General features: G+C 71.0%; 20 protein-coding genes. 10 read left to right on the plus strand and 10 right to left on the minus strand.

Annotated elements, in window-relative coordinates; genetic code table 11:
• Positions 1-41 precede the first annotated feature (41 nt).
• The 6 genes from ABTY59_RS15905 to ABTY59_RS15930 all read right to left on the minus strand — a co-directional run bounded on the left by ABTY59_RS15905 (position 42) and on the right by ABTY59_RS15930 (position 4,196).
• Positions 42-716: a response regulator gene (locus tag ABTY59_RS15905; protein ID WP_352019516.1), complete on the minus strand. Its 675-nt coding sequence runs from the start codon at positions 714-716 to the stop codon at positions 42-44.
• Positions 713-1,897, minus strand: coding sequence for a sensor histidine kinase (locus tag ABTY59_RS15910; RefSeq protein WP_352019517.1), 1,185 nt, complete (start codon positions 1,895-1,897; stop codon positions 713-715). The genes ABTY59_RS15905 and ABTY59_RS15910 overlap by 4 nt, the downstream gene beginning before the upstream one ends.
• Before the next feature lie 20 nt (positions 1,898-1,917).
• Entirely contained in the window at positions 1,918-2,454 is a 537-nt protein-coding gene (locus tag ABTY59_RS15915; protein WP_352019518.1) for a hypothetical protein, read from the minus strand.
• Positions 2,455-2,591: 137 nt separating this feature from the next.
• Entirely contained in the window at positions 2,592-3,143 is a 552-nt protein-coding gene (locus tag ABTY59_RS15920; RefSeq protein WP_352019519.1) for a hypothetical protein, read from the minus strand.
• 109 nt (positions 3,144-3,252) lie between these two features.
• Entirely contained in the window at positions 3,253-3,756 is a 504-nt protein-coding gene (locus tag ABTY59_RS15925) for a GNAT family N-acetyltransferase (protein WP_352019520.1), read from the minus strand.
• A gap of 125 nt (positions 3,757-3,881) precedes the next feature.
• Entirely contained in the window at positions 3,882-4,196 is a 315-nt protein-coding gene (locus ABTY59_RS15930; RefSeq protein WP_352019521.1) for a hypothetical protein, read from the minus strand.
• Between the two features lie 154 nt (positions 4,197-4,350).
• Between ABTY59_RS15930 and ABTY59_RS15935 the strand changes: the two genes are divergently transcribed.
• The gene (locus ABTY59_RS15935) at positions 4,351-4,644 is read left to right on the plus strand and encodes a hypothetical protein (protein WP_352019522.1); all 294 of its coding nucleotides are present in this window, start codon (positions 4,351-4,353) and stop codon (positions 4,642-4,644) included.
• A gap of 37 nt (positions 4,645-4,681) precedes the next feature.
• Here the strand turns inward: ABTY59_RS15935 and ABTY59_RS15940 are convergent, their stop codons facing one another.
• Both ABTY59_RS15940 and ABTY59_RS15945 read right to left on the minus strand, forming a co-directional pair.
• Positions 4,682-5,035 (minus strand): hypothetical protein, encoded by a 354-nt coding sequence (locus tag ABTY59_RS15940; RefSeq protein WP_352019523.1) that lies wholly within the window; start codon positions 5,033-5,035, stop codon positions 4,682-4,684.
• A 394-nt stretch (positions 5,036-5,429) separates the two neighbouring features.
• Positions 5,430-6,269: a LysR family transcriptional regulator gene (locus ABTY59_RS15945; protein ID WP_352019524.1), complete on the minus strand. Its 840-nt coding sequence runs from the start codon at positions 6,267-6,269 to the stop codon at positions 5,430-5,432.
• Positions 6,270-6,374: 105 nt separating this feature from the next.
• On the opposite strand from ABTY59_RS15945, the gene ABTY59_RS15950 reads away from it, so the two are divergent.
• Positions 6,375-7,100, plus strand: a complete 726-nt coding sequence (locus ABTY59_RS15950; RefSeq protein ID WP_352019525.1) for an SDR family NAD(P)-dependent oxidoreductase — start codon at positions 6,375-6,377, stop codon at positions 7,098-7,100.
• Between the two features lie 77 nt (positions 7,101-7,177).
• Here ABTY59_RS15950 and ABTY59_RS15955 read toward each other — a convergent pair whose 3' ends face one another.
• Positions 7,178-7,744 (minus strand): GNAT family N-acetyltransferase, encoded by a 567-nt coding sequence (locus ABTY59_RS15955; protein WP_352019526.1) that lies wholly within the window; start codon positions 7,742-7,744, stop codon positions 7,178-7,180.
• 207 nt (positions 7,745-7,951) lie between these two features.
• Between ABTY59_RS15955 and ABTY59_RS15960 the strand changes: the two genes are divergently transcribed.
• The 7 genes from ABTY59_RS15960 (at position 7,952) to ABTY59_RS15990 (ending at position 15,679) form a co-directional block, all read left to right on the plus strand.
• Positions 7,952-9,208 carry an alpha/beta hydrolase family protein gene (locus ABTY59_RS15960; protein WP_352019527.1) on the plus strand — a complete coding sequence of 419 codons (1,257 nt, stop codon included), beginning with the start codon at positions 7,952-7,954 and terminating at the stop codon, positions 9,206-9,208.
• A 231-nt stretch (positions 9,209-9,439) separates the two neighbouring features.
• Positions 9,440-10,876 carry a hypothetical protein gene (locus tag ABTY59_RS15965; protein ID WP_352019528.1) on the plus strand — a complete coding sequence of 479 codons (1,437 nt, stop codon included), beginning with the start codon at positions 9,440-9,442 and terminating at the stop codon, positions 10,874-10,876.
• Positions 10,877-11,094: 218 nt separating this feature from the next.
• Positions 11,095-11,730: a YoaK family protein gene (locus ABTY59_RS15970; protein WP_352019529.1), complete on the plus strand. Its 636-nt coding sequence runs from the start codon at positions 11,095-11,097 to the stop codon at positions 11,728-11,730.
• A gap of 115 nt (positions 11,731-11,845) precedes the next feature.
• Complete coding sequence (locus tag ABTY59_RS15975; RefSeq protein WP_352019530.1) at positions 11,846-12,784, plus strand: MurR/RpiR family transcriptional regulator; 939 nt, start codon at positions 11,846-11,848, stop codon at positions 12,782-12,784.
• Positions 12,785-13,169: 385 nt separating this feature from the next.
• The gene (locus ABTY59_RS15980; RefSeq protein ID WP_352019531.1) at positions 13,170-13,829 is read left to right on the plus strand and encodes a glyoxalase; all 660 of its coding nucleotides are present in this window, start codon (positions 13,170-13,172) and stop codon (positions 13,827-13,829) included.
• Positions 13,830-13,972: 143 nt separating this feature from the next.
• Positions 13,973-14,410, plus strand: a complete 438-nt coding sequence (locus tag ABTY59_RS15985) for a YdeI/OmpD-associated family protein (protein WP_352019532.1) — start codon at positions 13,973-13,975, stop codon at positions 14,408-14,410.
• Between the two features lie 150 nt (positions 14,411-14,560).
• The gene (locus tag ABTY59_RS15990) at positions 14,561-15,679 is read left to right on the plus strand and encodes a serine hydrolase domain-containing protein (protein ID WP_352019533.1); all 1,119 of its coding nucleotides are present in this window, start codon (positions 14,561-14,563) and stop codon (positions 15,677-15,679) included.
• A 45-nt stretch (positions 15,680-15,724) separates the two neighbouring features.
• Here ABTY59_RS15990 and ABTY59_RS15995 read toward each other — a convergent pair whose 3' ends face one another.
• Positions 15,725-16,648, minus strand: coding sequence for a S41 family peptidase (locus ABTY59_RS15995; protein ID WP_352019534.1), 924 nt, complete (start codon positions 16,646-16,648; stop codon positions 15,725-15,727).
• Between the two features lie 57 nt (positions 16,649-16,705).
• Here ABTY59_RS15995 and ABTY59_RS16000 point away from each other — a divergent pair, with 57 nt between their 5' ends.
• Complete coding sequence (locus tag ABTY59_RS16000; protein ID WP_352019535.1) at positions 16,706-17,266, plus strand: ArsR/SmtB family transcription factor; 561 nt, start codon at positions 16,706-16,708, stop codon at positions 17,264-17,266.
• The last annotated feature ends 37 nt before the right edge of the window (positions 17,267-17,303 follow it).

Here is a 17,303-nt window from a genome sequence, read left to right on the forward strand (position 1 = left end):
GTGGCCGGTCGGTGTCCCCGGGGCCGCGCGGGGCTCCGTCCTCACGTCAGACCGGCGGCGATCGCCCGGCGGACTGCTTCGGCACGGTCCCGGATGTGGGCCTTGGCGAACAGGTTGTTGATGTGGGTCTTGACCGTGGCCTCGCTGACGAAGAGCCGTTCGGCGATCGCCCGGTTCGGGAGTCCCTGCCCGATCAGAGCCAGCACCTCGCGCTCACGCGGCGTCAGGTCCTCGGGCAGGGGCCGCGCCGGCGCGGCGCGTGGCGCACCGGTCACGGCGGCCAGGAGACGGTCGCGCACCTCCTGATCGAGTACCGACTGCCCGGCCGCGGCGGCGCGGATCGCGCGGGCGATGTCCTCTCGGCCGGCGTTCTTCGTCAGGTATCCGCGGGCGCCCGCGGCCATGGCGGCCATGATCGAGTCTTCGTCGGCGAACGTCGTGAGGACCACCACGGCCACGTCCGGGTGGTCCTCGCCCAGCCGACGCGTCGCCTCCGTCCCGTCCATCTCGGGCATTCTCAGGTCCATCAGCACGACGTCGACCGGCCGGTCGGCGACCGCCTCCAGGACTTCGCGGCCGTTGGCAGCGGTCGCGACGACGCTGATGTCCGCGGCGAGCGCCAGGACCATCGCCAGGGGCTCGCGGACGGCTGCCTGGTCGTCGGCGACGACCACGTTGATGGTGACCGGGGGAGTGTCCGCGGCTGACTCGGTCATGCCGGAACCACCACTTCGACCTTCCAGTTCCCTCGCTCGGGGCCGGACGGCACGAGACCCGTCGTCACCGTTCCGCCCATGAGGGCGACGCGCTCGCGGATCCCGATCAGCCCCATCCCGCTCCCCGTGTCCGCAGCGGACGCCGGCATCGTTCCCGGCCCGTTGAGGATGCTCAAGGTGGTCGTCCTCTCGTCGTACGACATGGTCACCCGCACCCTGCCCCCGGGCGCGTGGCGCGTGGCGTTGGTCAGGGCCTCCTGGGCGATCCGCAGAAGGTCGTGCGCGGTACGGGTCGGCAGCTCACGAACCGTTCCCGTGACCGTGAGCGCCGCGTGATGCCCGGAGGACTCGAGCATGGCGGTGAGGCTCTCCAGGAGGGGCAGCGCCTCCTCGCGCAGCGCGCGGACCGTCCACTGCGCCTGCTTCAGGCTTTCCTTCACCAGGCTCTGCGCCCGCGCGGTCGCTTCCCGCGCCTTCTCGGGTTCACCGACCTCGATCAGCGCGTCCGCCAGTTCGAGCTGCATGTTGATGCCCGCCAGGGAGTGCGCGAGCACGTCGTGCACGTCCCGCGCCACCCGGCTCCGCTCCGTGAGGACCAGCGTCCGGGCCTCGGCGCGCGCGGCCCGCTCGGCTGACTCGGCGGCGGCGATCGCGGCCTCGACGGCCTGGGTGCGGCTCCGCCCCGACATCCCCGCCAGGACGAGCGCGCCGGTCGACAGCCCGGCCATGAGCAGCACCCCCTCCTGCCCCGGCTCGGCGCGGAACACCAGAGCGGCACCGCACAGCAGACTCAACGCCACCGCGAGTACCGTGGCCGGCCGGGCGCTCAGCCGGTAGCCGATGAAGGCGGCGAGGAAGAAGGCGAAGAGCGACGCCGTCCCCGTGTCCGCGACCGCCGGCAGAGCCGCCGCCGCCCCGACGCCGACCACCATCACCGGCAGGAGCCGGCGCTCGGGAAGGAGGCTCCTGGGGACGAGCCGTAGCGCGAAGATCCCGAAGTTGACCACGAAGAGCAAGGTGACGGCGAGACCACGGCCACTGAGGCCCAGGGGCCGCAGCGTGAGCACCTCGGCGACGAAGAAGACCACGGCCCACGCCCACTGAGCGAGCCGTACACGCTCCGTGGCCCCAGGACCGGTTCCGTCGGCCAGCTCGGGAATCCCCCGGTTCCTCAGTGGCATGCTGTGACGATACGGCATGATCACCTCACGCGAACGGCGAGAGGCTCACTCGGAGCCCCGAGCCGCGTCGCCCGCGCCACCCTCTGACCGCGCACGTAGATCGTGGCCAGACGGGCGACGACCTCGGCGACGGCCATCAGCAGGAGAGCCGTGACCCACGCCTGCTCGCCGGTGATCCGATGGTCGACGCTGAACCGGCCGACGGTGGCGGCGCCGCCGTGGTCGACCCACAGCTGGAAGGCCAGCCGGGAGCCCATGCCGAGCACCCACAGGACCGCCGAGACCGCCCCGGCCTTGATCATCAGATCGCCGTTCAGCACGCGGATCCGTGTGAACACGCCACCGGCCACTCCGAGCGCCGCGCCCACGCCCGCCGTCACGCCGACGAGCCAGAGATCGTTGCCCTCCGTAGGTATGCCGTCGAGGTACTGGGAGGCGAAGAACGCCACGATCCCCAGCGGGATCAGATAGGACTTGGGCCCCAGTCGCCCTTCCCGCAGCTGCCGGAAGACGATGAGGACGAGTGCGATGTCGACGAGCCAGTCAGTGAAGGTCATGGCTCAAGCATCTGGAAACGTCCCTCCCGACACCTGCACCCACGGGTGGAGGTCCGGGTGGAGAAACCCTCCGCGACCGACAGCCTGGCGCCGTCAGCGCGGACGGGGGCGAGAGGCAGCGCCCGTGGCGGGCGAAGTCACCACTCCAAGCCCCTCTCACCTGCTGCTTTCGCCCGCTGCTCCGGCTGCTGAGTGGCTCGTTGAGTGTGCGGTGCCTGCTTACCGGGCGCCGCCCCCTCGTCGTCCTCGGCCAGAACCCAGTCATGCAATCCTTCCCCGCCCTCAGGGGTCGCGCCGGCGGTGGGTCCACCGGGACCCGGGCCACCACCACCGCCGCCTCCACCACCTCCGCCACCGCCTTGGTTGAGCAGCTGGGCGGTGTTGGACACCGCCTTGATGCCGAGGTACGCGGTGGTCATGGTGCTCACGGCACCGAAGGCAGCGGTGACGAGCGCGATGGCTTCGGGTGCCTTGAGTCCACCGAGTGTGTCCACACCCCAGATCGTGACCAGGACGATCGCGGAGTCGCTGACCAGGACGGCCAGGAGGCCCGCCAGCGTCCGGATCCGCTCCCGCGAGGCGAACGGTGCTCGGGAGGCGTTGCGGGGAAACACCAGCAGCGCGTAGACGACTCCTGATACCAGCACCAGGACGGCGAGACACAGGATGATCTGAACTACGAGAGGCATGGGAAGCCTCCTCTGGGGGCGGACACGTCACGCCCCAGTCGTGAAGTCCCCTACCTGTAAGTCTGATCCATCAGCCGCACTCGTGCACCTGCTGCCTCTCGACAACCACTTACGCGTCGGGATGCCGCGGCAGGGCGAGCCAGTCCGACCAGGAGATCTCACGGCCGAGGAAGCGCGGCTGCTCGAACGGCCAGTCGGCGGCGATCCACTGCGGCACCAGCTCGTCCAGGGCCTGCTCGACCTTGCTGCCCACCAGGTCGTCCACGACCCACCAGGCGATCTCGCCGTCCGCGCCGGCCCTCTCCGGCGGGTCGATGTAGACACAGCCGAGCAGAACGGTCTCCGCCGCGTCGAACAGCGCGTAGTTGAAGGACTGGTGCGCGGCGATCTCCTTCTCGTGCCGCAACAGGTCGGCCCGGTCGGCCTCGTAGGTCATGGTCTCCGCGGGCCAGCCCCAGGCCGGGCCGAAAAGGGTCCACAGCCGCTCGCGCGAACCCATCACAGCCGGATAGTCGAGCGGGGCGTCCGCCTCCCGGATCGGCCGCAGGTGATGACCACCGCCCGGCAGCGGCACCAGGACGGGATGGACGAAGTCGTCGGGAAGCCAGCTCATGGAGCCCGACCCTAGCAGCGCGCGGCCGTCCGCTCACCTGCACTTTTCCCGCAGACCGCAGGCTCTGCTCTCCCGCCGGGCAAGCCCCGCGGTGACACATGGATGGTGGCGTGCGAGGCGGCCGCTCAGTCCGCCGTCGGTCCTGTCGCTCCACCGGCGGGGGCAGGGGCCACGTAGACGGAGACCTGGGTCGGCCTGCCGCTGGTGTATCGGACTTCGGCGAGGGACTCGGCCACGCCGCGAAGGTTATCCAGCGCGATCCGGAAATCCCCCTCGGCGCCCGCGACGGGCCCGGCATCGGGCCAGACGATGACCACGCGGGGGGACTTCAGTTCGTGGAGCCCGCCCCAGACCGAATCAGACAGCGCGTCCCACACCATGCGGAAGGTCCCGAGCGGCGGGTCGAGGGGAAGCGTCTCCCGCACCGCTCCGAAGAACATTGATGGAAATGCTGACGCACTTCTGGCCCGCATCGCCTCCTCCGAGGCACGCCTCCGACGCGTGGCCCAATGGCCGGAATTCCCGGAAACGTGTACTAGGCTCCGCCGCTAGCGTCACTCGATCGAATTGCTCACCCCATCGACAGGAGGCCTGATGATCGGCGTGCTCGTGACCTTCGCGAAGTCCGAAAAGTTTGATCGTTCAACGCTTGAGAGGATTGCCGGCGAACTCCGTACACCGTTCGAAGGCATGGCCGGACTGCGCTTGAAGAGCTTCATGCTCGGCGAAGACGGCACGGCAAGGAACTTCTACGTGTGGGACGACGAGGGGAAGGGCCGCTCGTTCTTCACGGAAGAGCTGGTCGCAAAGGTGTCGGGAATTTACGGTGCGGCGCCCACCGTCCAGTATTTCGATGTCGTGGGGTTCGTCGACAACCCGGGCAACTGACTCCCAAAAGAGGCTGTCCCGCATGAGACGTCGTTTCTTATGGCTGCGGTGTGGAGTGAAGAGCTTCAGGGAACCCCAGCTCGTTCAGCAGCGCGTCGAACAGCTCCTCCACGAAGGTCTCCTGTGTGCGCAGCAGTTCCTCGATCCGAGGCTGCTGCGCCGCGGTTGGGACACCAGCTGCTGACGCCCGTCTGAGAGCGCCTTCGGCGTCGGCCGGTACGTCCGCATCGAGCTCTGCGCGCTTGTGTCCGATGGCCTCTTCGAACTCCGGGGTGGCCATCCACAGGCTCACGTCGTCCACGTCCTCGGGTTCCTCGACGAGGAGAGCAGCGGCGTTGTCCAGGTGAAGCCATGCCTGCCAGCGGTGCCCGTCGGTGTCCAGGCCGGTCACGGACCTCGTAGACGGAACTCCTGGTCGTTCCACACGCCGCCTGCTGCCGGATCGTCCGCTGCATCCCCGATGATCACAACAGCCGCAGCCCCGACCACGACCGTAGATCTGCCTCCATCGAACACCTCGGGCTCTGCGCCCGCGAGATCGAGTGTCGCCTGCTCGCCGACGCAGAGAAAGGCCTGATCGACTTCCTCCAGTCGGCCGCTGTCTGGGCCGCTCGGCACCTACCCGCTGACGCCGCCCCGGTCGCCTCCGCCCTCGGTCGTGCTCCAGACCTGCCCGCACCGGTGATCCCGACGAACCCTTAGCGCTGCATGCCGGCGCGCTGCCTCAGGTTCACCGGCAGCGGTCCAGACTGGAAGCGGCGAGTTGGATCTTTACGGGACAGCCCCTAGAGGCGCGTCGCGGTGCGGACGAGGTCGGCGACGGCCTTGGATCTGCTGTGTGGTGGCCAGGCGATGACGGTCGTGACGGCCGGTGCGTCCGGCACCGGCACCGTCGCGTGGCTGTCGCGCAGGTGGGCTCGGAGGGACTCGGGCACGAGCGCGCAGGCCCGTCCGAGCGCGATCAGCTGGAACAGCTGAGTGTGGTCGCGCACCTGCGGGCCGGGTCCGTCCGGATAGCCCCCGTCCCGTCGGGGCCAGCGGGGCAGGGGAAGGCCCGTCAGGGTGGTGACTTCGGCCATCGACACATGGGGTCGGGTGGCCAAGGGGTGACCCGAGGGCAGGACCACGACCTGCTGCTCGGTGTTCAGCTCCTCGGTGTCGAGTCCGGCCGTCGTGTCGAAGGGCCGGTGGAGCAGAGCGACGTCGGCACGCCCGGAGCGCAGTAGCCCTTCCTGCTCGCCGGGCCCGCACAGCATCACCTCGACGGCGACCGCGCCGGGTTCGGCGGCGTAGGCGTCCAGCAGCTTCGACAGCAGTTCGCTGGACGCTCCGGCTTTCGTGGCCAGCACCACACCGGGCGGTCCGGCAGCGGCACGGCGGGTGCGGCGCTCGGCGGCCTCGACCGCGTCGAGGGCGGTCCGGGCCTCCCGCAGAAGCACCGCCCCGGCCTCCGTCAAGGCGACTGCGCGTGCGGTGCGGTGCAGCAGAACCACTCCGAGCCGCCGCTCCAGCTGCTGGATTGCCCGCGACAGCGGCGGCTGCGCCATGGCGAGCCGCTGCGCCGCCCGCCCGAAGTGCAACTCCTCCGCCACGGCGACGAAATACCGTAGCTCCCGCGTCTCCACCGCGTCATCGTATCCGGCGCTCACCACGGCCGATATCCGTGCGGTATCACCCCCCACCCAGTCGGTCTTGGACGCGTCGGCCGCGTCGGCACCACGCTTGCCGACATGAGTGAACAGACGATCGCGCTGGTGACCGGTGCGAACAAGGGAATCGGATACGAGATCGCGGCGGGCCTGGGGTCCCTCGGCTGGCGCGTCGGCGTGGGCGCGCGGGATCAACAGCGCCGCGACATCGCGGTGGAGAAGCTGCGGGCAGCGGGGACGGACGCGTTCGGCGTTCCGCTCGACGTGACGGACGACACGAGTGTGGCCGCCGCGGCCGAGCTGGTCGCCGACCGCGCCGGAGGGCTCGACGTCCTGATCAACAACGCCGCGATCACCGGCGGCATGCCGCAGACGCCCACCACGGTCGAGCCCGCGACCGTACGCAGCGTGGTGGAAACCAACGTGATCGGGGTCATCCGCGTCACCAACGCGATGCTGCCCATGCTGCGCGGCTCGGCAGCACCGCGGATCGTGAACATGTCCAGCAGCGTCGGCTCGCTCGGCCTGCAGACCACGCCCGGCATCGACATGGGCCCGGTTCCCGCTGCGTACTTGGCGTCCAAGACCTTCCTCAACGCCGTCACCGTCCAGTACGCCAAGGAACTGAGCGACACCCACATCCTGATCAACTCCGGCTGCCCCGGCTTCACCGCCACCGACCTCAACGGCTTCCAGGGCGTCCGCACGGCCCACCAGGGCGCGGCGATCGCGATCCGCCTCGCGACCCTGCCCGACGACGGACCGACCGGTGGATTCTTCGACGACGGGGGAACAGTGCCCTGGTAGCGGGCTCATCGGCCCCTGCGTCGGCGCCGCCGGTCGGATCGAGAACACCCAGACAGTCGATCCGGGACGAGAGGGGGTCAGGCGGCCGCGCGCCGCAGGTGCAGATGCCCATCGAGGGGGTACGCGGGCGGGGACGACGGCAGGAGCCTGTCGAACACGTAGCCGCTCTTCTCGGCGACGCGGCAGGAGGCCGGGTTGTCCACCTGATGGAGAAGTTCTAGGCCTTCCCACCCATCGTCGCGGAAGGTGTCGAAGGCCCAGCCGGTGAGCGTCTCCAGGGCGCGCGGCGCCACGCCTCGCCCGCGCGCCCGTGCCGCCGTCCAGTAGCCGACCTCGGCGGAAGGGCGCCCGGAGTCGGTTCTCTTGAGCACGACGTTGCCCACCAACCGTGGCGCCACCGGGTCGAGGGTTTCCTCCAGCACCGCGAAGGCGAACCGGATGCCGGTCGCCCAGCCCCGTTCCTGCACTCCCACCCACCGCTGTCCGTCGTCCTCGCTCTCCAGGCGGGAGCCCGACCAACGCCGGAGTTCGGGGTCCTGGTACGCCTCGACCAGCGCGGTGACGTCCTCGGCGCACCAGGGGCGAAGGGTCAGAGCGGCTGCGGTCGGCGTCGCGGGGGCGTGGAGCGTGACGGAGGCGATCATGGTCGGATCGTATGCCGCACCGCGCTTGCCGAGGGCGGAAACGGTTCGTCACATCAGCCCGCGGGTGTACACCCGCGGACCAATGCGAGGGCGCCGCGATCAAACGGTGGGCCGATGCCGCCCGATCAGCCACGTGACAGCGTTGCTCTGTGCCCATGGGCGTCTCGCTCGGGCGCAGTTGACGACGCATCACATCGGGAGATGTCCATGACCACCACGCCGTTCGACGGACAGACGGCCATGACCCGCCGCCGCGCGCTGGGAGCGGGGCTGGCCGTCGGGGCCGCGGTGCCGCTCGCTGCCCTCGCCGCCCCCGCGTGGGCCGTCCCCGCCGGGAACGTCCCCGCCGCGAAGGCACCTGCGGCGAACGCCCCTGCCGCGGCGCGCTTCACGCTGCCCGCGCCGACAGGGCCGTACCCGGTGGGCACGGTCCGGCTGCACCTCGTCGACCGGTCACGTCCGGACGGCATCGCGGGCCCCGGCCACTTCCGCGAGCTGATGGCCACCGTCTGGTACCCCGCCCGAGGCGTCCGACGGTTCCCGGTGGCGCCGTGGATGCCGGACGGCGCGTTCCGGGCCTTCGTCGCCGACGTCGGGTTCAGCGAACTCGCCGACCTGGGGCCGCTCACCGCCGGCCACTTGGGTGCTCCGGTGGCGCGTATGGGCCGCCGGCTGCCGGTCGTGGTGTTCTCGCACGGCGCGCACAGCCACGAGGGCGATCACACCGTCGTGGTCCAGGAGCTCGCCAGCCACGGATACGCGGTGGTGACGGTGGCTCACCAGTACGACACGTTCACCGAGTTTCCCGACGGTCGGATCACCACTCCGCTCCGTGACCCGCAGGCACCCACCCGGCCCGGCGACTTCGCCGCCGACCTGCGCTTCGTCCTCGACTGTGCCGAGCGGCTCGCCGCCGGGCGCAATCCCGACGTCGACCGCAAGGAACTGCCCGCCGGGCTGCTGGGCTCCCTCGATCCGGGCCGCATGGGCGCGTTCGGCTGGTCGAAGGGCGGGACGGCGACGGCCTGCGCGATGCTCGCGGACCGGCGCATCCGGGCCGGCCTGAGCCTCGACGCGCCGATGCAGATGAACCCGCCGCTGGCCGGCGACCTGGACCGGCCGTTCCTGATGATGTCCGCCGAGTTCACCCGGGCCACGGACCCCGAGGCCGCCGCGTTCTGGTCGCTGCTGCGGGGCTGGCGGCGGAACATCCACGTCGACGGCGCGGTCCACATCTCGTACGGCGACAACGAGGCGCTGTTCCCGCAGGTGGCGAAGGAGCTGGGATGGAGCGGGCAGCAGCTCCGGGACGTGATCGGCACTCTCGACCCGGACCAGGCGGTGAGGATCCAGCAGGCGTATCCGCTCGCGTTCTTCGACGAGCACCTGCGCCACCGCCACCGCCCCGGACACCTCCTCGACGGCCCGTCCCGGGCTTTCCCGGCGGTGACGTTCCTGCCCTGAGGTCGCGGAGGGCTTTCCCGGCGGTGACGTTCCTGCCCTGAGGTCGCGGAAGGCTTTCCCGGCGGTGACGTTCCTGCCCCGAGGTCACCGAAGAGCGTCCGATTGCATGCTGCTCTGCGGCAAAAGAGCAGGTCAGGAAAGCTGATCTCCGGTTGACCAGAGTTCCGGTGCGAGTGATAGTGGCGCTCGCGGCCGCGTTCGACCGGCCTGCTGCACCAGGGGCGGGGACTCGTGAACGAAACCGATGACCACACGCGCCACGACGCGCGGGCACGCGTCGACGCGCTGATCGCCGTGGACCGGCCGGCCCAGGCGCGGGCCACCGCGCGTACCGCGCTGGACACCGGCGGGCCCGACGCCGGGCTCCTGCTCGCGCTGGCCCGCGCCCACATGGCCGAGGACGACGACGACCACGACGACGCCGCCGAGCGGGTCTTCCGTGAAGGCCTGGAAGCCTTCCCGGACGACACGGGCCTGCTCGCCGGGTACGCGGAACTCTGCGCCCGCACCGACCCGCTGGACCGCCCCGGTCGACACGCCCGGGGCCCCGCACTCCTCGCCCGTCTGCGAGAACTCGCGCCGAACGCGCCGGAGCTGTCGCGGGCCGAAGCGGCCAAGGGCTCCGTCTCCCTCACCAGCAAGAACCCGGTATCGGTTCGCCGGGTGCAGTCGTACGACACCGCCCGCGCCTTCACCGAAGCCCCCACGCCCCAAGCCGCCGCCGCTCAGGCGGCGCTCGCGGCCGCGGCGGCTCCGCACGACCGGCGACTCGCCGTGCTCGCCGAGACGACCGCCGCCCTCGCGGCCCCAGGCCGCACCTGGGCGCGGCTGCTGCTGCGCCGGGGACTCGAGTACCGGTTCGCCGTCGGGGTGGTGGTCGCCGCACTGGTCGTCGTACGCGTCACCGTCCTCCCGATGATCCCGTACGGCGTGGCCACCGGGGTCGGTCTGCTGCTGGGCCTCCCGTTCCTCGGTCTCCGCCGCGCGCTGCGGGCCGCCCGCGAGCGCGCTGCCGAGCGGATCGTCGCGGCGACCGTCGAGGACGTCCCCGGTGACGACGGGGCGGGGCCGGCCGAGCTGCCACCCGTACCGCGCGTCACGCGACGTGAGTACGCGTTCGCCGGAGCCGGACTCGCGCTCCTGCTGATCGTGGGCGGCACGGCGTACGCCTCCTCCCTCGCCTACCCCCGCTACGAGATCGTCGCCCACGACACCTTCCGGGGCCTGCAAGGCTTCGACCTCCGCGCGGAGTTCGACCCGTTCGGTTCCGTACCCGACGGCGACAAGGACGGTTCGACGGCCCGGGTGTACGTCGCCGGGGACGCGGCCCCGGACGCCGCCGCCGAGTACCTGGTGGCCGTGACGACCGGGGACTTCCACGAGATGCGGGAGTCGTCCGTGGACGACGGCAGAGGGCTCCTGCCCGACACGGCGGGGATCGGCACCGTCCACGACAGCTGGCGCGCCGGGCCCGGTCCGTACGGGGGCTGGATGCGCTGCCTGCGGTACACCGAAACGGCCACCGGAACCCTGCGGGCGATGTGCCTGTGGGCCGACAAGGGCAGCCTCGGCATGGCCCTGTTCACGGCCGCCGACAAGAACCGGGAAGCGGTCGAGGACACGGCCCGGTCCATCGGCACCGAGTTCCTCAGGCCCGCTGAGAACTGACGGACCGGATCGGACCGGACCGGACCGGGCCGGGCCGGACCCTCGGCATCTGGGCCACCCCCGTGACCGAGCCGCACGTGCCGGGCGGAATCGTGTGCGGGGGAGTGCGCACGATCGGCCGCGGGACGTTCGCGGGGCGTCCTCGGGTCTGTTCCACTGAGGGGGTGAAGTGGCTGCGGGCGGTCGGGGGTGGGACGAGCGGGGCGGCAGCGCGGTGGATGTTCCCCGAAGGCCACCCCTACGCACGACTTGCTCCGCTGCTCCTCGCGTTGACGTTCCTCAGTGGTCTGGTCGACGCGGCGAGCTTCCTGGGGCTCGGCCGGGTCTTCGTCGCCAACATGACCGGCAACGTGGTCTTCCTCGGGTTTGCGCTGTCCGGAGCCGCCGAGCTGTCGGCCCTCGCCGCCGCCGTGGCCTTGACGGGCTTCGTGACCGGGGCGGTCGCGGGCGGTGCGTGGCGGCGGGAGGCGGAAGCGGAGGCGCGAAGGTTCCTCGTACCGCTGCTCGCGACGCAGACGGTCCTGACGGCGGTCGCGCTGGTCGCTGAGATCGCGGGTGGGGGGCGATACGCGGTGCTCGTTCCCCTGGCCTGCGGCATGGGCCTGCAGAATGCCGTCGTGCACCGCCTGGGGGTGCCTGATCTGACCACCACAGTCATGACACGGACCCTCACGGGCATGGCGGCGGACCGCCCGGGGCGGGCGACCGTACGGCGCGGGGTGTCCGTGGCGGCGCTCGCCACGGGGGCGCTGACCGGCGGGCTTCTGCAGGCCCGTACCGGCGTGGAAGGGGTGCTCGTCGCGATCCTGGCACTGTCGACCGCGGTCGTACTGGCGGCGGGCAGGCGACGTTAGAGCGCGGCCGGGTCCGGTGCGCCCCGCCTTTCCCGGCTGATGTGCCGCGACTTCGCGGGGGCCGGGCACGGGGTGAACTATCTTGGGCGGCAGCGAGACGAGAAGGAGGCACCCCGTGGCATCCGGGCAGCAGGCGCGTGCACAGGCGGCTGCGATCACGCCGGGCAGGCGCGCGTCCGAGGCGCACGCCGAGGCGGTGGCTGCCTCTCCCGCCGAGCGGGTCCGGGCGTTGTTCGGCGGGCACCGGCTGTCTCCGGCACAGCGGCGCATCGCCCAGTTCCTCACCGATCACCTCACCGAGGCCGCGTTCCTCTCGATCACCGAGCTCGCGGAGCGCGTCGGGGTCAGCCAGCCGTCCGTGACCCGCTTCGCCTCCTCGCTGGGATTCAGCGGCTACCCCGCGCTCCGGGAGGCGCTCCAGCCCATCGCGCTCAGCGCCGTCGCCGGCGCGCCGGGCGAGGGGGAGGAGCAGCACCGCAACGAACTCCAGTCGGCGATCGACGCCGAGATCGAGAACCTGACGTCCCTGCGGCGTGCCCTGGCCGACCCCGACCGGATCGTCGGCATCGGCGGCGAGCTGGCCCGGTCCGTGCCGCTGACGGTCGTCGGCCTGCGGATCTCGGTCTCCCTCGCCGAGTACTTCGCGTACGCCGCACGGCGCATCCATCCTGACGTCCGGGTGGTGACGCGGGGTGGCAGCGTCGCCTTCGACGCGCTGCTCCAAGCGCGCGAAGCGGGCGGAACGTGGGTGCTCGCCTTCGCGATGCCCCGGCACGCCAAGGAGACGCTCGCCGTCGTGCGCGCGGCCCGCGGTGTCGGGCTGCGCGTCGCGCTGATCACGGATCTGGCGCTCGGGCCGCTGGCCGACGAGGCCGACGAGGTGTTCACCGCGGGCACGGGCTCGCGGCTCGTCTTCGACTCGTACGCGGCGCCGGGGCTGCTGTCGGCGGGCATCCTCCAGGCCATGGCGGACGCGGACCCGGAGCGCACGCAGACCCGGCTGGAGAAGTACGAGCACGCCGCGGACCAGCACGATTTCTTCCTGGACGACTGAGACCGGCTGAACCGAGCCCCCGACAGGGCCGTGCACCGGCTCTTCGCGCGGGCGCGGCGCGCACCCGAGCAGCATGAAAATTTTCATGCCCTTGCGTACTCGACGGTATATATATTTACTACAGGAGCCCCCACGGGCCCGAACAGAACATCGAAGGCCGCCACCCCCTCCTCCTCAGGCGGCTTCGGTGTTTCGACGGTCCGCGCCGCGTTTTCCGCGGCGCCTCTGGCGGCTCCGGCCAACCCCTGGGTCGGAGCCGCCACCCCACACGAAGGCCCTGCGCGGCCGGGTCCCGCGCCGGCTGACGGCCGTCACCGTGCGTGGTCTCCGGACCGGTCAGGATTCGAGAAGCGCCCGCGACCCCGCGGCCCCTAGCGTGAGGGTCATGGCAACCAAGACGTTCACCGCATCTGACATCTCCCTCGCGTCCGTCACCCTTGAGGTGGCCGACCTGGAGGCCGCTCGCCGCTTCTACAGCAGCTTCGGAGTGGACACGTACATCCGCCTGAGGGCTTCCGAGACGCACACCACGGGATTCCGCGGCTTCACCCTGGCCCTGACGGTGTCCCGTCCGGCCACCGTCGACGGCTTCTTCGGCGCCGCCGTGGAGGCCGGCGCGACGGTCCTGAAGCCCGCCGCGAGGTCGATGTGGGGCTACAGCGGCGTCGTCCAGGCCCCGGACGGGACGATCTGGAAGATCGCGACCTCGGAGAAGAAGGACACCGGCCCCGCCACCCGCGAGATCGACGCGATCGTCCTGCTGATCGGCGTCGAGGACGTGAAGGCCACCAAGGAGCTCTACGTCGGCCAGGGCATGACCGTGGCCAAGAGCTTCGGCGGCAAGTACGCCGAGTTCGCCGCCGGACAGTCCGGGGCCCTCACGCTGGCGCTGTACAAGCGTCGCGCCCTGGCCAAGGACCTCGGTGTCCCGGTCGACGGCACCGGCTCGCACCGCGTCGTCCTGGGCAGCACCGGCGGTGCCTTCACCGACCTGGACGGGTTCGCGTGGGAGGCCGCCGCGCCGCCCGCGCCCGCGCAGCCCTGACCACAGGTCCCACGACACCGACCCACGACACCGACCCACGACACCGACCCGCGATCCGACCGACCGGCAGTCCGACCGACCGACAGTCCGACCGGCCATTCGACCGGCGACCACGCACCGATGAGACCGCGAGGAGAAAGATCATGAAGTTCCGGGCAGAGGTCGAGCCGCCGGAGCCCATGCGGGGCCTGGAAGTTCCGCCCGAGGTGGTGGCCGCGCTCGGCGGGGGCGCGCGGCCACCGGTGACGATCACCGTCAACGGGCATTCCTGGAAGAGCCGGGTCGCCATCCTGCGCGGCCGTCACCTGCTCGGCCTCAGCAACGCCAACCGGCAGGCCGCGGATGTCGCGATCGGCGAGGAGGTCGAGGTCGAGGTCGAGCTGGACACCGAGCCGCGTGTCGTCGTCGAACCCCCGGATTTCGCCCGGGCGCTGGACGACGACCCCCTCGCCCGCACGGCGTACGACCGCCTTGCCCACGGCCGCAAGCGCGAGCACGTGCGGGCCATCGAGAGCGCCAAGAAGCCGGAGACGCGCCAACGGCGCATCGAGAAGGCCATCGCCACCCTGCGAGCACTCTGAAGGGCGGACGGGCTTCAGCGCCGCTGCCCAGGCGCGGTGCCGGTGCCCCCGGCGGTCGGGGGACGTCAGGCCGCCACGGCGTGCCTCCCTGCCGCAGGACGCGTGGATGGGCATCGTAGAGCCGATCCCCCCACGCTGGAGAAGTGAACCGTGAAGGCTCCGATCAGACGCATCGCCATTCCCCTTGCTGTCGCCCTCCTCCTCGGCGCTTGTGGCGACGAGGGAGAGTCGAGTTCGGAATCCCAGAGGAAGAATCTGCAGCAGGACGTCGACGCGGTTCTGGCCACCGAGGTCCCCGGCGTAGTGGTGGTGACCGCCGACAAGGGGGCCCAGGCCGCCAACGCCTGGGGGCTGGGTGACATCGCGTCCCGCACTCCCATGACGGTGGAGGACCGCTTCAGGATCGGCAGCCTGGCCAAGTCGTACGTGGCAGTCGTCATCCTCCAGTTGGTCGACGAGGGGAAGATGACGCTGGACGATTCCGTGCAGAAGTGGCTGCCCGGCCTGGTACCCGAAGCAGAGAAGATCACGGTCCGGCAGCTCCTGAACCATTCGAGCGGAATCCCCAACTACGAGGAGAACCCCCGCTACCTCGCCCCGTACCTCGCCGGTGACGTCACGCACGTCACGACGCCGCAGCAGCTCGTGAAGCTGGGAACCTCCCTGCCGAGGAAGTTCCAGCCAGGTACGGACGCCGCGTACTCGAACACGAACTACACGGTGGCCGGGCTCATCATCGAGAAGGTGGCCGGGACCTCTCTGGCCACCCAATTCGACGACCGCATCTTCACGCCGCTCAAGCTGGATTCCTCCTACTTGCCCACCGGGCCTGACATCACCGGTCCCCACGCCCACGGGTACTTCGTGCTCGGCAAGCCGCCGGCGACCGACGTGACGCGATTCAGCCCCTCCATCGCCTGGGCCGGCGGTGGAATCATCGCCTCCTCAACCGATGTCTCGTCGTTCTACCATGCTCTGCTGACGGGCCGCCTGCTCCCGCCTGACCTGCTGAAGGAGATGATGACGACGGTAACGGGCAGCAGCGGCGCGAAGTACGGTCTCGGGATCGTCCCCCGCACGTTCTCCTGCGGAACCTGGTGGGGGCACGGAGGGAACTTCCCCGGATACCTCGTCGAGTCGTATGCGACGACGAACGGTCAGCGTCAGGCGACCGTCGCGATGAACTACGACCCGAACTCCATGCAGCAGAAGACGAAGGAAGCGGTCGAGAAGCTCACCGATGCGGCCGCGTGCTCCGAGAAGCAATGAATGCCGCTGCGTCGTCCGTCATCCTCCACGCCGCCCCCCACATGCTCACCCACGGCCGGGCTGCGGACCTGCCAGTCGGGTGAGGGCCAGCGCGTGCGCATGGTCGAGGGATTCGGCGGCGGCGCAGGGGACGTCCGGCTGGACGCCGGTGCCCTCCCAGTTCGTACCGGAGACGGGGTTGACGGCGCGGCCGACGGGGATGGTGGCTTCCAGGTGCGGGTGCACCGTCCAGCCCCTGCACGGGTGTGCGCCGCCGAGGGTGGGCTCGCCGACGACCACGGCGCGGCCGAGCTGCTGGAGGTCGTACGACAGCTCCTCGGCGGCGGAGAAGGTGCTGCCGCTGGTCAGCACGTACAGCGGCTTGCTGCCGCCGAAGCGCGCGCCGGGAACGTGCGGCTGGCTCCAGGACTGCTCGACGCGCTGGTCGCTGCGCCAGTGCATGCTGTTGAGGTGGGTGCGCTCGTCGAGGAGGTGGCTGCAGACGAAGGCCACGGTGTCCGGGTCGCCGCCCCGGTTGGCGCGGAGGTCCAGGATCAGCGCACGGGCGCGGGCCGCCAGGGTGAGCGCGGCACTCAGCGGCTCGGCGGCCCACTCCAGCGGAAACAGCATCGGTGAGAGCTCGACCACGGCGACCCCTCCGTCGAGCAGCTGCACCCGGGGCGCACCGCCGAGCGTGGTGTCGAAGTCCCGGCGCATGGCGTCCAGGGTGGCGGCCCCCTGTTCCGGGGACACCGGGTCGGCGTGGTGCTTCAGTCTCAGGTGCCGGTCGCCGTTGACCGACTGCAGGTCCGTGGTGACCAGACGGGCGAGCTCGTCGGCTCCGTCGACGTCGTAGGCGCCCTCGGCGAGGCGTCGACGCAGGAGCACGGCGAGCTGCTCGGCTATCTCGGGAAACACGTAGTTCTCGGTCACGAGCCGGACTGTCTCGTCGACAACAGGGGCCGGTGCAAGCTTCGTTGAAGTCGTCATGGCAGGCAGTAGAGCACTGCCCTTGCGTAAGCGTCAAAGAATTTAGACACTTTCGGCATGCGTGATCAGACTCCCTGCCCGCCGCCTCCCGAGGACGTCCTGGAGATCGGTGCGCCCGAGCAGTTCGCGGCGCTCGCCCACCCGCTGCGTCAGCGGCTGCTCTTCGCCCTGGGGCACCGGCCCGCCACCACCAGCCAGCTCGCGGCGCAGCTCGACGCGAAGAAGGGCAACGTCGCCCACCACCTCAAGGTGCTCCGCGAGGCCGGGCTGATCCACGTCGCCGAGACCCGCCGGGTCCGCGGCGGCACCGAGCAGTACTACCAGCGCACGGCCCGCCGCATGCTCGTCGCCGAACCCCAGGCGGCGGGCACGGCCGCGATGCTCGCCGCGGTCGCCCACGAGCTGAGCCGCTCTCCCGCCCAGAGCCAGCTGACGCTGCGCCACCTCCGTCTCACCCCGGCGAAGGCGCGGGAACTCGGCGACACCCTCGCCCGACTGGTCGACGAGGCGGAGGAGAGCGCGGAGGACCAGCCCGTGCACGGCGTCCTGGTGGCGCTCTATGAGCAGGCTCCGCCCGCCGGCACCACCGACACCGCCCCCACCGCCGGTCCCGCCTAGTGCTGTGACCGCATGGGTTCACCGGGTTGCTCGTTGT

Origin of the sequence: Streptomyces sp. NPDC096079, from assembly GCF_040303145.1 — a bacterium.
Classification (GTDB): domain Bacteria; phylum Actinomycetota; class Actinomycetes; order Streptomycetales; family Streptomycetaceae; genus Streptomyces.

What these genes read in the sequence shown, in the direction of transcription:
- ABTY59_RS15905 (WP_352019516.1), bottom strand. Translation starts at nt 716, where the DNA reads ATGACCGAGTCAGCCGCGGACACTCCCCCGGTCACCATCAACGTGGTC.
- ABTY59_RS15910 (WP_352019517.1), bottom strand. Translation starts at nt 1,897, where the DNA reads ATGCCACTGAGGAACCGGGGGATTCCCGAGCTGGCCGACGGAACCGGT.
- ABTY59_RS15915 (WP_352019518.1), bottom strand. Translation starts at nt 2,454, where the DNA reads ATGACCTTCACTGACTGGCTCGTCGACATCGCACTCGTCCTCATCGTC.
- ABTY59_RS15920 (WP_352019519.1), bottom strand. Translation starts at nt 3,143, where the DNA reads ATGCCTCTCGTAGTTCAGATCATCCTGTGTCTCGCCGTCCTGGTGCTG.
- ABTY59_RS15925 (WP_352019520.1), bottom strand. Translation starts at nt 3,756, where the DNA reads ATGAGCTGGCTTCCCGACGACTTCGTCCATCCCGTCCTGGTGCCGCTG.
- ABTY59_RS15930 (WP_352019521.1), bottom strand. Translation starts at nt 4,196, where the DNA reads ATGTTCTTCGGAGCGGTGCGGGAGACGCTTCCCCTCGACCCGCCGCTC.
- ABTY59_RS15935 (WP_352019522.1), top strand. Translation starts at nt 4,351, where the DNA reads ATGATCGGCGTGCTCGTGACCTTCGCGAAGTCCGAAAAGTTTGATCGT.
- ABTY59_RS15950 (WP_352019525.1), top strand. Translation starts at nt 6,375, where the DNA reads ATGAGTGAACAGACGATCGCGCTGGTGACCGGTGCGAACAAGGGAATC.
- ABTY59_RS15955 (WP_352019526.1), bottom strand. Translation starts at nt 7,744, where the DNA reads ATGATCGCCTCCGTCACGCTCCACGCCCCCGCGACGCCGACCGCAGCC.
- ABTY59_RS15960 (WP_352019527.1), top strand. Translation starts at nt 7,952, where the DNA reads ATGACCACCACGCCGTTCGACGGACAGACGGCCATGACCCGCCGCCGC.
- ABTY59_RS15970 (WP_352019529.1), top strand. Translation starts at nt 11,095, where the DNA reads ATGTTCCCCGAAGGCCACCCCTACGCACGACTTGCTCCGCTGCTCCTC.
- ABTY59_RS15980 (WP_352019531.1), top strand. Translation starts at nt 13,170, where the DNA reads ATGGCAACCAAGACGTTCACCGCATCTGACATCTCCCTCGCGTCCGTC.
- ABTY59_RS15985 (WP_352019532.1), top strand. Translation starts at nt 13,973, where the DNA reads ATGAAGTTCCGGGCAGAGGTCGAGCCGCCGGAGCCCATGCGGGGCCTG.
- ABTY59_RS15995 (WP_352019534.1), bottom strand. Translation starts at nt 16,648, where the DNA reads ATGACGACTTCAACGAAGCTTGCACCGGCCCCTGTTGTCGACGAGACA.
- ABTY59_RS16000 (WP_352019535.1), top strand. Translation starts at nt 16,706, where the DNA reads ATGCGTGATCAGACTCCCTGCCCGCCGCCTCCCGAGGACGTCCTGGAG.